12 protein-coding genes and 4 pseudogenes are annotated in these 13,418 nt (G+C 60.7%); 11 read left to right on the forward strand and 5 right to left on the reverse strand.

Going from position 1 to position 13,418, the window contains the following annotated elements; translation table 11 throughout:
- Positions 1-293: 293 nt before the first annotated feature.
- From WS68_RS13275 to WS68_RS13280, 3 genes and pseudogenes are all read left to right on the forward strand, one after another.
- Positions 294-1,109, forward strand: a pseudogene (locus WS68_RS13275) (IS110 family transposase); the annotation flags it as partial.
- Positions 1,110-1,180: 71 nt separating this feature from the next.
- Positions 1,181-1,351 carry a helix-turn-helix domain-containing protein gene (locus WS68_RS29610; RefSeq protein ID WP_197419602.1) on the forward strand — a complete coding sequence of 57 codons (171 nt, stop codon included), beginning with the start codon at positions 1,181-1,183 and terminating at the stop codon, positions 1,349-1,351.
- A gap of 667 nt (positions 1,352-2,018) precedes the next feature.
- Positions 2,019-2,243 (forward strand): annotated as a pseudogene (locus WS68_RS13280) (transposase); the annotation flags it as partial.
- A 415-nt stretch (positions 2,244-2,658) separates the two neighbouring features.
- Here the strand turns inward: WS68_RS13280 and WS68_RS29615 are convergent.
- Positions 2,659-2,769 (reverse strand): annotated as a pseudogene (locus WS68_RS29615) (IS3-like element ISBcen22 family transposase); the annotation flags it as partial.
- A gap of 407 nt (positions 2,770-3,176) precedes the next feature.
- Between WS68_RS29615 and WS68_RS13290 the strand changes: the two are divergent.
- From WS68_RS13290 to trmB, 4 genes and pseudogenes are all read left to right on the forward strand, one after another.
- Positions 3,177-3,461, forward strand: a complete 285-nt coding sequence (locus WS68_RS13290; protein WP_156429497.1) for a hypothetical protein — start codon at positions 3,177-3,179, stop codon at positions 3,459-3,461.
- 1,437 nt (positions 3,462-4,898) lie between these two features.
- Positions 4,899-5,525 (forward strand): annotated as a pseudogene (locus WS68_RS13295) (transposase); the annotation flags it as partial.
- Positions 5,526-5,647: 122 nt separating this feature from the next.
- Positions 5,648-5,782, forward strand: a complete 135-nt coding sequence (locus WS68_RS29270) for a hypothetical protein (RefSeq protein ID WP_269434546.1) — start codon at positions 5,648-5,650, stop codon at positions 5,780-5,782.
- 233 nt (positions 5,783-6,015) lie between these two features.
- On the forward strand, positions 6,016-6,789 hold the full coding sequence (gene trmB / locus WS68_RS13300; protein WP_059571266.1) for a tRNA (guanosine(46)-N7)-methyltransferase TrmB: 774 nt from the start codon (positions 6,016-6,018) through the stop codon (positions 6,787-6,789).
- 4 nt (positions 6,790-6,793) lie between these two features.
- Here trmB and WS68_RS13305 read toward each other — a convergent pair whose 3' ends face one another.
- From WS68_RS13305 to WS68_RS13315, 3 genes are all read right to left on the reverse strand, one after another.
- The gene (locus WS68_RS13305; protein WP_059571267.1) at positions 6,794-7,621 is read right to left on the reverse strand and encodes an undecaprenyl-diphosphate phosphatase; all 828 of its coding nucleotides are present in this window, start codon (positions 7,619-7,621) and stop codon (positions 6,794-6,796) included.
- Positions 7,622-7,693: 72 nt separating this feature from the next.
- On the reverse strand, positions 7,694-8,263 hold the full coding sequence (locus WS68_RS13310) for a DUF1439 domain-containing protein (RefSeq protein WP_059571268.1): 570 nt from the start codon (positions 8,261-8,263) through the stop codon (positions 7,694-7,696).
- Entirely contained in the window at positions 8,260-8,601 is a 342-nt protein-coding gene (locus WS68_RS13315) for a YkgJ family cysteine cluster protein (RefSeq protein ID WP_059571269.1), read from the reverse strand. Before WS68_RS13315 ends, WS68_RS13310 begins: the two co-directional genes overlap by 4 nt.
- Positions 8,602-8,769: 168 nt before the next feature.
- Here WS68_RS13315 and hemN point away from each other — a divergent pair, with 168 nt between their 5' ends.
- From hemN to WS68_RS13335, 4 genes are all read left to right on the forward strand, one after another.
- Complete coding sequence (gene hemN / locus WS68_RS13320) at positions 8,770-10,164, forward strand: oxygen-independent coproporphyrinogen III oxidase (RefSeq protein ID WP_059571270.1); 1,395 nt, start codon at positions 8,770-8,772, stop codon at positions 10,162-10,164.
- A 143-nt stretch (positions 10,165-10,307) separates the two neighbouring features.
- Positions 10,308-10,565 (forward strand): hypothetical protein, encoded by a 258-nt coding sequence (locus WS68_RS13325; protein ID WP_059519958.1) that lies wholly within the window; start codon positions 10,308-10,310, stop codon positions 10,563-10,565.
- Between the two features lie 98 nt (positions 10,566-10,663).
- Positions 10,664-11,317: a protein-L-isoaspartate O-methyltransferase family protein gene (locus WS68_RS13330; protein WP_059571372.1), complete on the forward strand. Its 654-nt coding sequence runs from the start codon at positions 10,664-10,666 to the stop codon at positions 11,315-11,317.
- Between the two features lie 14 nt (positions 11,318-11,331).
- Entirely contained in the window at positions 11,332-11,655 is a 324-nt protein-coding gene (locus tag WS68_RS13335; protein ID WP_059571271.1) for a rhodanese-like domain-containing protein, read from the forward strand.
- A 118-nt stretch (positions 11,656-11,773) separates the two neighbouring features.
- On the opposite strand, the gene WS68_RS13340 is transcribed toward WS68_RS13335, so the two are convergent.
- Complete coding sequence (locus WS68_RS13340) at positions 11,774-13,102, reverse strand: aspartate aminotransferase family protein (RefSeq protein WP_059571272.1); 1,329 nt, start codon at positions 13,100-13,102, stop codon at positions 11,774-11,776.
- Positions 13,103-13,418: the final 316 nt, after the last annotated feature.

The following is a 13,418-nucleotide window of genomic DNA, read 5'->3' on the forward strand; positions in this document are numbered from 1 at the left end:
CGTACGGCTCCTTTCATACTGAAAAAGTCCGCCGAAAACTCGACTACATCATGGCACTGTTTGCTGGGGGCCGATCATCGGTTGCTTCAGTTGAACAATACCGCTGCTTGAACTCGTTGGGCGTCAGATAGGCCAGACTCGAATGTGGTCGGATGACCTGCTGGCGTCGGGCGGGCGCGCTCACCACTAATAGGATGGTCCGTCCCTCCCGTAATCGCGTAATCTGGGCCGACGCCTGTTTCCGTCCTCGGAGGTGTGCCATGAGCCAGCAATGCTCTACTGCGATCGCCCGCATGGGCATCGATATCGGGAAGTCCGTGTTCCACGTCGTCGGACTCGACGCCAAGGGCAAACCGGTGTTCAGGAACCGATTTACGCGTGAACGACTGCTCGAGTTCTTGGCGCGTGCATCACCAACCATCATTGGGATGGAGGCGTGCCCTGGTAGCAACTGGCTCGCTCGTAAAGCGATTGGTCAGGGACATCAGGTCCGTATCGTGCCTGCACAGTTCGTCAAACCGTTTGTTAAGTCGAACAAGACCGATATCGTCGACGCAGAGGCGATCGCTGAGGCGATTTCTTGTCCCACTATGCGCTTCACGCAGCCGAAAACAGAAGCACAACTCGATCTGCAGGCACTACATCGAGTTCGGCAAAGATTGGTTTCCAGCAAGACAGCCATCGTTAATCAGGCTCGTGCATTTTTGCTTGAGTACGGCCTGACTATCGGAGCAGGCCCCGCCTACTTCGTTCGCGATATGCCAAGCATCCTCACCGACGACGGCAACGCTCTAACGCCTGCGATGCGCGATCTGTTGCAGGAGCAGTGGCAGGAATACCGCTCCATCGAGGCACGCCTTTTGCAGTTACGCCGCCAGATCGAAGCAATCGCTGGGGCCGATGACGTCGCTACCCGATTGATCTCGGTACCAGGTATCGCGCATCTGACCGCAACCGCGATTACTGCCTTTGCAGGTACCGGTATGCAGTTCAAATCCGGCCGTCATTTTGCTGCCTGGCTAGGCCTTGTTCCCGGCGAGTTCTCCACCGGCGGCAAGCAACACTTGCTCGGGATCACCAAGCGAGGCAAGCTGCCTAAGCGCCGCAAGATGGTGGTGTCGCGACGAGAACGTTGGGTGCCTATACGTACCAGGAGATTCTGCTCGTGGTGCGACGTGAGGTGGCGCCCGACTATTTGTGCAACCCGGACGTCCAAATATCAGAACTTGCATTGCTACTTGGGTATTCTGAAATCAGTGCATTTTCCCGTGCGTTTCACCGATGGTTCGATACTTCGCCGAGTGAATGGCGGCGTGGGTATCTGAAAGCACAGGGGATCAGCCGGGAATAACTTTGCCGATTTTTGAGTTTACATTTTCGCTTGTTTGGCTAAGAAAATATTTGGTTTGATTGATGCAGGAGTTTCGATCAAGAGTTCAAATGATTGTCTCGAGATATTTGGCTGGTATTCGATAGTCAGGCATCATCGATTCTGCTGATTGCGCGGTGCTTTGAGGAATCGAAGTGGAACCCAAGCACTTATCCACCTACCTCGACTCCGGTGCTATGGTGACTGCTAGGATGCAGGTTGCATAAAAAAGAAACAGTAGCCGTAGTCGATTCTCCTTGTGGCCATCCGTTCGTTATCGGACTGATGCATGGAGGCCCTGCCGCTGGGTCTGGCATTGTTCATTTCATCGTTAATTTGGGGGAGAGTAGAGAAAAGCCTGCGGTGACTGTTGCTTTTGGGAAAAACGCATAGAAATCTCGAAGTGCAACTGATTAGAATCGCGATTGAAGGCGTTCGCTAGTGGAAGATGCATGTGATGACATCGTTAGATCAAGCATTCGAGATTCGGACCGTATAAGTAAAAATGAAGATTTGGCGGCGCTTCGATATTGTCGTGGATTTCATCCTTGAGACATGTTCAGGAACAAAAGAATTTCGCGTATCGCTTGTAGTGGGAATCTACGTTCTCGCTATCCCTTGCGGTCTAAGGGAGCAATCTTATGAGGAGATGGTCACCATCCTGCGCGAGGCGGACAAGGCGCCGGTGGCTGAGGTCGCGAAGAAGCACGGGATCAGCGAGCAGACGATCTACAACTGGCGCCAGCATTTCGGCGGGCTGGAAGCTACCGACGTGAAGCGGCTCAAGCAACTCGAGCAAGAGAATGCCCGGCTGAAGAAGATGCTTGCCGAGCGCGATCTCGAGTTGGACGTGATGAAAGAGATCAACGCAAAAATGTATGGTCCGCCCCGGCTTTGCAAGCGGGCGTTCTCCGACGAGACAGTTTGCGTAAATGTATCCGGCCTCTCGCGAGTCAGCCGCTTTTGGCGGCACGGCCATGATGGGATATGCGCGCTCGGTTCCCAATAAGTGGACTGACCTCAAAGGCCGTTTTTTTGTCCCGGGCTTATCGAATGCCGGTGCACTGTTTCGTCATCAATTGCACGTCTGCAAACCTTGACGGGTGATCGGCAGCCTACTGTGCTTGCGGCTGCCGAAGATAAAACGTTCCTCGTCGCGTGAGGATGGTCCACGCGATACGCGCGAGCTTGTTGGCCAGTGCGACGATGACCTTGTTTCGGTGTATGCCCTTCGCCTCCATCTGCGAAATCCAGAGCCCGAGGTGGTCCTTGGTCCGATCGAGATGCAGGACGCACGCTCGGGCACCGTGGATCAACAGCTTGCGCAGATATGGATTCGAGCGCAACTGAAGCTGTTCTTCGGCGTAGAGCCGATAGACCCGATTCCGGCTTACACGCCAATCGGTCTCGTAAAAATGGGGGTGACCATAGATTCTGAAGTCACCCCTGTTTGCCGGGTGCAGGGTAGGCCAAAAATCCAAAGGTATATGTAAATACTTCGAAATATTAATGTAATTTGTTTTGTTTGTTTTCTAAACACACGAAACAAACACCACTCCACTTCTGATGCGAAAGTTCTTGAATGGAGACACACGTATTGTGTGATACCGAACATTTCATGCAGTTACATTTAATTAAGATTGGTGGACGATAATTTCCCAAGATGAATTCGGGCCAAATAATAAAGATTACCGAAAAAAATATAGGGCAATGTTTATATATTGCCGCTAAATATTGATTGCACCAAAAATTAGGTGTGAATCAAATCCCTGCCAGATGGGTTATCTGGTTATTTTTGGAGACTAAAATGCAAGAACTCAGTCAAAATGAAATTGACCTTGTGTCTGGTGGTAACTACACTGATGGCACGATTTTCGATCTCGCCGGGAATATCGTCCAATATGCAGGAAAGGCGCTTCAAGATAGTGCGAAGGGCCTTGTTGCCACTGCTGCAAGCATGTTTGGTCTAGCTACGGATGGCCTTTACAATGCCGGCGAAGCTATCGATACCGGGTTGGTTGGAATTGGTAAATCGATTCTCCAAATTCCGGGAGCCCTTCTTGGCACTGTTGCTTATATGTTTAAGCATTAAATAAAATCATCCTTGTCGGATGGTTTGGAAAGGGTGGCGCTTCTTTGCGCCACCCGAGTAGTACTTGGGATTTTTTGATAATCATTTCAATTAAAGTGAATGGGCACGCACACAAACCGTACTCATCGGTTCCAATTTAAAAGAGATCGGTGATGCTCTTGAGTAGGAAAAAGGAAAGAACGCGATGTGTTGGCGCACAACTAAATTTACCCCGAGAAGCGTTGCAAGACTCTTGTGACATTTCAGCGAGCCGGGCGAAATTTTATCCGCTTCACATCGTACCCTTAGATGTAAGGGCCAACTACCTCAACGAATTAGTCAATAGTCGTAGCCTGCGAGACTGGGGGATGGAATAACAGCGTTTTAACTGGAGTTCCTAAGATTTCGTGGATCGTATGCACTCGCGCAACGTCGCTATGTGATCCCAAATCGAACGACTTGATCATGTATTCACTGCGATACCGCTTCGATGACACAATATAACCGCGTGCCGGCCGACACGTGGCGAATGCTCGCGTGTAGCCGCGATTCTCGGCAACTGCTACCGTCCACGGATGGTGAGCTAAGGTTTTTGATTCGGTTTTTGCCTGTCGCGCAAAGAAAGATCCAGTCTGATGGACTAACGCTATTCCATGTTCGTTATTGGCATCTGATATTCGTTGCTTGGCGCGAGACACGTCGGGCAGTTAGCCGCTATCGAGAGACAAGCGTGCTCAGGAACTATCGGCGCAGAATGAACGGACACGATTAGCGCTCGAATGGGCACCAGTAGCAGAATCTACGAACTTCAACACGTGGCTATCATGACCTCGCCACTCCGCTCCATCAGAGTAAGCTTGACCTGGCTGGTGCTGATTTGGCTGCGACGGTACCCGTCCACCCTCCCTTGAAGCCAAGCTGGACCGGTTCTGCTGGGCGACCGGCACAGCCACTCCGTTGATGTACAACTGCCGAGAACGGCTGCCTGCGGGCACTGGAGCGGGCCATAGGCCGCTTGTCCCGGATTGCGACCATCCTTTGATCTGAGTGGCGCCGGAGATTACCGGATGCGCACCGCTGATGGCCGTCCATACGACCGGGTGACCTGCCGCCCCCGAATCGGCGGGGCCGAATGTCCACGTGCCCGGCAGCCGACAGGTGCCGTCGGCGAGGTGGACCCGGACCTCGACAGCGCCGGCTGCCCGCAACTGCCGGACCTTTTGCTGTGCGCCGTTTAGATTGCAGGGCGCGTTCGACGAACAGGCCGAACCGGATCCGGACGGACTCGCATATAGCTCATGCGCGCCAACGAGGGCTTGATCGCCGCCGTTTTCCTCCGCTCCGCAGCCCGCTAATGCGACGACGCTGACGCATACGACAAGCCCGCCAAACCACCTGAAAAGCGTGGCCGACGACGACCGCGAATGACGATTCCTGCAACCGGTAAACGAGCGCATGGCGTGGGCACCTGAACAGATTGCCAATCGGCTGAAGGTCGATTTCCCGGATGATGACTCCATGCGCATCTCTCACGAAGCCATTTACCAGGCCCTCTACATTCAAGGACACGGTGCGCTTAAGCGTGAGCTGGTGGGCTGCTTGCGCACCGGGCGCGCGTTGCGCGTTCCCAGAGCCCGGGCGCAAGCCAAGGCGCGAGCGCACATGAGCGAGGACGTGATGATTTCCAGTCGCCCAGCAGAAGTGCATGTGCCAAGCCATTGGGAGGGAGACCTGCTCATCGGCCTGAACCGGTCCACGATCGGGACACTCGTGGAGAGATCGAGCCGTTTTACCATGCTCGTGCACCTGCCTCGGGAGAAAGGCTACGGACTGATTCCACGCACGAAAAATGGTCCCCCGCTGGCCGGCTACGGAGCTGTCACGATCGCCAACGAGCTCAAGAAGACCGTGGCGGACCTGCCTGCCCAGTTGTGTCGATTATTGACTTGGGATCGCGGCAAGGAGCTGTCCGATCGCGCCCGCTTCACAATCGAGTCCGGCGTGAAGGTCTTCTTTGCTGACCCGCACTGCCCATGGCAGCGTGGTACGAACGAAAACACGAACGGCCTTCTACGACAATACTTCGTCGGACCTGCAGAACAAGTCGGCACCTAATGCGCCAAGGGTTTGCGGGACACTGGGTAGTCGCCGAACTCCCGGAAATAATATCGATCTGATTTAGATCCTGGGAGTTCGAGAACGCTGCGATGACCGACGATTTTTTCCGAAGCCGCCTGGACGCGATGATCGATCTGCGCTCCCCGCTCGCGGTGCTGGCCACGCGCATGCGCTGGACGCAGATTGAAGCATCGCTGACACCGCTGTTTGTACATGTGCGATAATTCAGTCCAGAATGCAGTCCATACTGATGGGCTTGTCTCTAAAGAACGGTTTCAAATCAAAGGGTTGGTGGTTGGGTTCGACTCCCATCGCCCGCTCCACTTTTCCGGCCCTGAGCGCAATCCGTTCGCAGCCGTGGCATCGCGAAGCCGCCTCATCGAAGGCGGCTTTTTTGTATTTCCGGATTTCCGGCGCAGATCGGCCCCCGGCTGCCCGCCTCGCTTTCACAGCTACGATGATTCACGACGACCCGACCTCTCCCGGCACGCCGCACGGCAACGCCAACGACATCGACTCCGCATCGGCCGCGCCCGCCGCCGATACCGACAACCCGCTGCGTCTGCGCCGCATCCGCAGCTTCGTCACGCGCGCCGGCCGCGTGTCGACCGGCCAGCGCCGCGCGCTCGACGAGCTGGGTCCGCGCTTCGTCGTCCCGTATGCGAATGCGCAGCCGGACTGGGACGCGATCTTCGGCCGCCGCGCGCCGCGTGTGCTCGAAATCGGCTTCGGCATGGGCGCGTCGACGGCGGAAATCGCCGCGCTGCGCGCGGACGAGGATTTCATCGGCGTCGAAGTGCACGAGCCCGGCATCGGCGCGCTGCTGAAGCTGATCGGCGAGCAGCAGCTCGCGAACATCCGCATCGTCCAGCACGATGCGGTTGAAGTGCTGGAGCAGATGATCGCGCCCGAGAGCCTCGACGGCGCTCACATCTTCTTCCCGGACCCGTGGCACAAGGCGCGCCATCACAAACGCCGACTGATCCAGCCGCCGTTCGTCGCGCGGCTCGCGACGCGCCTCAAGCCGGGCGCGTACCTGCATTGCGCGACCGATTGGCAAAACTATGCGGAACAGATGCTCGACGTGCTGAGCGCCGACCCCTCGCTCGAAAACACCGCCGACGGCTACGCGCCGCGCCCCGACTATCGTCCGGTGACGAAGTTCGAGCGCCGCGGCCTGCGGCTCGGGCATGGCGTATGGGATCTGGTGTTCAAAAAGCGCGGGCGCTGAGCGCTCACGCCCAGTCGATCCAGCCGCTGTACCCGACGAGCAGCACGAACAGCCCGAACACGATTCGATACCACGCGAACGGCGTGAAATCGTGCGACGCAACGTAGCGCAGCAGCCAGCGCACGCACGCGAACGCGCTGACGAACGCCGCAATGAGGCCAACCCCGAACAGGCCGAGCAAATCGGCATCGAACGCGCGCCAATCCTTGGCGGTTTCGTAAAGCGTCGCGCCGCAGATCACCGGAATCGCGAGAAAGAACGAGAATTCGGTCGCAACGCGCCGCTCGAGCCCAAACAGCATGCCGCCGATGATCGTCGATCCGGAACGCGACATGCCCGGTATCAGCGCGAAACATTGCGCGAGGCCAACCTTGAGCGCGTCGAGCGGCGTCAGCGCATCGATCGATTGCACGCGTGCGGGCGCCGCGCGATCGCGCCGTCCCTCGACCCAGAGGATCACCGCGCCGCCCGCGATCAGCGCAACCGCGACCGGCACCGGCGCGAACAATACCGATTTGATGGTCTTCTCGAACAGCAGCGCGAGCGCAACCGCGGGCACGGTCGCAATCACGACATTCAGCGCGAAACGCCGCGCCAAAGGCTGAGTCGGCAATCCGGTCACGACGCTCGCGATCCTGCGCCGGTATTCCCAGCAAACGGCGAGAATCGCGCCGAACTGGATCACGACGTCGAACGTTTTTGCATACCCGGCATGAAAATGCAGAAAGCTGCCCGCGACGATCAAATGTCCCGTGCTCGATACCGGCAAAAACTCCGTCAACCCTTCGACGATGCCCAGCGCCAGCGCCTTGACAATCAGTACCCAATCCATTCGTGACCTCTCTCGTAGTGTGCGGGACGGGGCCCCTGCACCGCCGCCCCGCCGGTCGCGCGCGGCGCGATGTCACTTTTCGACGATCGCCACACGTATGCCGTTTGTAAGGATCGTGATTGTACCGGGTTCGTAGTTGACACCAGCAAATTGCAATTGCTCCGGCTTGAACGTATAGATCGGATAATCGGTCAGCGCACGGGTGGCGAGCAGCCCTGCCGCCGCGCTGATCTGCTGCGCATAGGCCTGCGCATCGCCGTCGACGTTCACGTTGTCGACGGCGGGCGCCTTCAGCACGACCGAACGGCTCGGCGGGTCATATGCGAGCTGGCCGGATACCGTGAACGTGCCGTTGACCGGCTCGCGCAGGAACGGGCTCGCGAAACGCGCATCGAGCTTGACCGCGACCCGGTTCCGCTCGGGCTGCAACCCGACGACCGGATTCGCCAGCGCGACGTCGACCACCTGCGCAACCGTCTTCTGATACGGAAACTTGCGGGCGACCGCTCTTTGCACGTCGCTTTGCGAAAACGTGTAGTGATCCGGAACAAACGGAAACGTCGACGCGCACGCGGCCAGCGACACGGCTGCACCCGCGGCGATCAGAAAGCTGCGCCGGCCCGGCGCGCTCGTATGGGTCATGCTTGGCTCTCCTGCTGACGCAAACGGCCCGGCGGCGGCGCGGCAGGCTGAGTTGCCGCTTCGAGCCGGGTGAGCCACGCGAGCGCGTCGGCGCGCGATGCGCCGCACATCTCGTCGCTCGGTTGCAAGCCCGAGCAGCACGCGGGCCGCTCCGGACGGCCGAAGATCGCGCAGCGCTCGCCGTCGAGCAATTGCGCGCAGCGCACGCCGGCCGGCTTGCCGGCAGGCATGCCGGGAATCGGGCTCGAAATCGACGGCGCGATACAGCACGCGCCGCATCCCTGCCGGCACGCATGCGCGGTTATCTGGTCCGAACGCTCGGCAACTTCGTCCGTCATCGCATCAGGTATCCGAAAAACATCGACGACAATCGAGCGCGCCGGTTACAGGCGCGCTCACGCAAAGCGGTATTGTGCCACCGGCGGCTGCGACGTTATTACACAATTCGATGAAATCGCCGCTTTATATACTGGCTGACGTCAGAGAGCACGAGCCGAGCCTTTCCCATGACGCTGCCGAACCCGACCGAAGCGCTATTGCGCGCCGACCTGCTCGCCAAATATTCGGCGAACGGCCCTCGCTATACGTCCTACCCCACCGCGCCGCAATTTCGAGACGATTTCGATCCCGCCGACTACGTGCGCGCGGCCGCGGATCCTGGCGCGTCGGCGAGCGATCTGTCGCTTTATTTCCATATCCCGTTTTGCGCGACCGCGTGCTTCTACTGCGGCTGCAACAAGATCGCGACCGGCAACCGCAAGCGCGCGCGGCCATATCTCGATCAATTGAAGCAGGAGATCGCGCTGCAAGCGGCGCTCTTCGATCCCGCGCGCACCGTCACGCAGTTGCACTGGGGCGGCGGCACGCCGACCTTCCTGTCGGACGACGAAACAGCCGAACTGATGGCGGCGATTCGCGAACGCTTCACGCTCGCGCCGGATCACGCGGGCGAATTCTCGATCGAGATCGACCCGCGCACCGCATCGAGCGCGACACTCGCGCATCTGCGCACGCTCGGCTTCAATCGCGTGAGTCTCGGCGTGCAGGACATCGACCCCGCCGTGCAGCGCGCGATCAATCGCGTGCAGCCGCTCGAGATGACGGCCGAGTTGATCCCCGCGGCCCGTGCGATGGCGTATCAGTCGGTCAGCGTCGATCTGATCTACGGGCTGCCGCATCAAAGCGTATCGGGCTTCGCGCGCACGCTCGATGCGATCGTCGAACTTGCGCCCGACCGGCTGTCGGTGTTCGGCTACGCGCATCTGCCGCACCTGTTCAAGATGCAGCGCCAGATCGACGCCGCCGCGCTGCCGCCGCCGGAAACGCGGCTCGCGCTCCTCGGCACTGCCATCGAGCGGCTGACGCAGGCCGGCTACGCCTACATCGGCATGGACCACTTCGCGCGCCCGGACGACGAACTGGTGCGCGCGCAGCGCGACGGCACGCTGCAGCGCAACTTCCAGGGCTACAGCACGCGCGCGGATACGGATCTGATCGGCGTCGGCATGTCGTCGATCGGCAAAGTCGGCGACGTCTATGCGCAGAACGCGAAGGATCTGCCGGGCTACGGCGCGGCGCTCGCGCAACGGCGCGTGCCGATCGCCCGCGGCATCCGGCTCACGGCCGAGGACCGGCTGCGGCGCGACGTGATCACGCATCTGATGTGCAATCTGGTGCTGCCATACGCGCCGTTCGACGCCGCATACGGCATCCGCTTTGCACACAAGTTCGCGCGCGAACTCGACGCACTGCGCGGCTTCGAGCGCGACGGCCTGCTGTCGATCGAAAGCGATCGTCTGACGATTCATCCGGCGGGACGGCTGTATGTACGCAACGTCGTGATGGCGTTCGACGCGTACCTGGCCGGCGCGCACGACGCGCGCTATTCGAAAACCGTCTGACCCAATATGACCGAATAACGGCAACGGCGCCGCGCGCGACACGCTGCTGGCCGCGAAAGCGCAGTATGCTGCGCACCGCGCGCATTCGGCCGCCGTTATTGATAAAGTGACGGTTTTCCCACACTTTCAGTTTCCGACGCACGATGCGCACGACGCAAGCGACCCGCGCGGTCGAACGCCTGAAAACCCGCAGCGGCAACCCGCAGTATGCGGCAGTCGGCATGCCTGGGGGCCTCTTTTATCTGGTCGACCGCTCGGGCGGCGCGGCCGAGAAGCTCTGCGCGCCGTTGCCGCTCGACGCATTCGTCGCATTCGTCGACGAGTTCGGCCCGAAAAAGCCGCGCAAGGCCAGCAAGCTCGATCTTGCATTCGAGGCGCAGATCAAGAACAGCAAACGCTAGGGCTGCAACCAGTTCGCGGCAGGATCTCGCCCCCGTTTGGTACAATTCCACCGTTTTTCGTCCCCCGCCCACGGCCGTTCAGGCTGCATCACTCCATGATGAATATCGAAAAAGCACGTTTCAACATGATCGAACAGCAGATCCGCCCCTGGGATGTGCTGGACCAGGACGTCTTGAGCCTGTTGACGATCGTCAAGCGTGAGAACTTCGTGCAGGCCGCGTACCGCGACCTGGCGTTCGCCGACGTCGAGCTGCCGCTGCCCGGCGGCCAGAAGATGCTATTTCCGCGCGTCGAGGCGCGCATCCTGCAAGAGCTTGCGGTGAAGAAGCACGAAAACGTGCTCGAAATCGGCGCGGGCTCCGGCTACATGGCGGCGCTGCTCGCCGCGCGCGGCCAATTCGTGACGACGGTCGAGATCGACCCGGCGCTCGCCAAGTTCGCCGAGGACAATCTGAAGAACAACGGCGTGACGAATGCCGAGGTCGCAACGGGCGACGGCTCGTGCGGCTGGCCCGCGAAGGCGCCGTATGACGTGATCTGCGTGTCGGGCGGGCTGCCCGCGATTGCGCAGGAATTGCTCGAGCAACTGAAGGTCGGCGGCCGTCTGGCCGCCTTCGTCGGCGGCCGGCCGGTGATGAAGGCGCAAATCGTCACGCGAATCGACGATAAGCAGTACCGCGTCGCCGACGTGTTCGAAACCTACGTCGATCACCTGGTCAACGCGGTCGAGCCGTCGCGCTTCAAATTCTGAGCCGGCGGCTGACGATGCAGATCCTCACCGCCTCCGCGCTCGCCGAATGGCTGCGCGACACGTCGCGCGCGGCGCCCGTTGTGCTCGACGTGCGCGAGCCGTGGGAAATCGCAACAGCGAAGATCGACGGCAGCGTGCCGATTCCGATGCAGCAGATCCCCGCGCGCAGCGAAGAACTCGACGACGATGCCGAGATCGTCTGCGTCTGCCATCACGGCATGCGCAGCGCGCAGGTCGCGATGTTTCTCGAATCGCGCGGGTTCACGAAACTCTACAACTTGCAAGGCGGCATCGACGCGTGGTCGCGCGAGGTCGATCCGTCGGTGCCGCGCTACTGAACGGCTGAGCCGAAGCGGCACGCGGCAATAGCCGAAGCGGCGCGCGCCCGGGCCACGCGAGCAATCCAAGCGCGGCGGGCACCGCATCCGATATGCGCCGCTCGCCGTGCCCGCTGCGCTACTCCGTTTCCTTCAATGCTTCGGCGACGATCGCGAACAGTTCGACGAGCTGCGCTTCGTCGACGATCAGCGGCGGCGAGAACGCGAGGATGTCGCCCGTGTAGCGCACCATCGCGCCCTTCTGGAAGCATTTGACGAAGACCTCGTAAGCGCGTGCGCCGGGCGCGCCGTCGCGCGGCTTGAGTTCGACGCCGCCGACGAGGCCGAGATTGCGCACGTCGATCACATGGCGCGCGTCCTTCAGCTTGTGGATCTCGCGCTCGAACACCGGTGCGATCTGCGCGGCGCGCGTGAGCAGCCCCTCGCGCTCGTACAGGTCGATCGTCGCGACGGCGGCCGAGGCCGCGAGTGGATGCCCCGAATACGTGTAGCCGTGAAACAACTCGATCCCGGCGGGCGCGCCATCCACGATCGCGTCGTGGATAGCGCCGCTCGCGGCGACCGCCCCCATCGGCACCGCCGCGTTGTTGGTGCCCTTGGCCATCGTCAGCAGATCGGGCGTGACGCCGAAATACTGCGACGCGAACGGCGCGCCGAGCCGCCCCCAGCCGGTGATCACCTCGTCGAAGATCAACAGGATGCCGTGCTTGTCGCACAGCGCGCGCAACCGTTCCAGATAGCCTTGCGGCGGAATCAGCACGCCTGTCGAGCCCGCAACCGGCTCGACGATCACCGCGGCGATCGTCGACGCGTCGTGCAGCGTGACGAGCCGCTCGAGCTCGTCGGCAAGATGCGCGCCCCAGGCGGGCTGCCCTTTCGAGAACGCAGCCTCGTTCAGATTCAGCGTATGCGGCAGATGATCGACCGACGGCAGCAGCGCGCCGCTATAGGCTTTGCGATTCGGCGCGATCCCGCCGACCGAGATTCCGCCGAAGCCGACGCCGTGATAGCCGCGTTCGCGGCCGATGAAACGCGTGCGTTGGGCTTCGCCGCGCGCGCGGTGATACGCAAGCGCGATCTTGAGCGCGGTATCCACCGCTTCCGAGCCCGAGTTGGTGAAGAAAATGTGCTTCAGGTCGCCCGGCGTGTGGCGCGCGATCCGCGCGGCGGCCTCGAACGCCTTCGGATGGCCCATCTGGAACGTTGGCGCGAAATCCATCTGAGCGGCCTGCGCCTGCACCGCGGCGACGATCTCGTCGCGGCCGTGGCCCGCGTTCACGCACCAGAGGCCGGCGGTGCCGTCGAGAATCCGGCGGCCGTCGTGCGACGTGTAATACATCCCCTTGGCCGAGACCAAAAGACGCGGTGCCGCCTTGAACTGCCGGTTCGCGGTGAACGGCATCCAGAATGCGGAAAGATCGGGGGGCTGCGAAACAGGCTCGCTCATCAAAGGCTCCTTGGAGAATCGTTCGAATGATGGGCCGCGGCCGCGCCGCGCGAGCGGATCACGCGCTCGGCAAACCAGCCGCAGCCTCGCACGGCAAAAACGATTGGGCAGGCACGTCCAGAGTGTAAGCACGCCCCGTCCGGTGCACAACCATGCAGCACGCGCGCGCGCATCGCTGCACCGCTTCGGACCATGTCACGCCCGCGTGCGTGCGCGCACGCACCGCCGCGTGCGGCCAAGCCCCGCCAGCGGGCACGCACGGATGCCGAGCCGATCTGGCACATGCCTTGCGTAATCGGACGCGCCGCACGCTCGC

Source organism: Burkholderia sp. TSV86 (assembly GCF_001522865.1).
Taxonomy (GTDB): Bacteria; Pseudomonadota; Gammaproteobacteria; order Burkholderiales; family Burkholderiaceae; genus Burkholderia.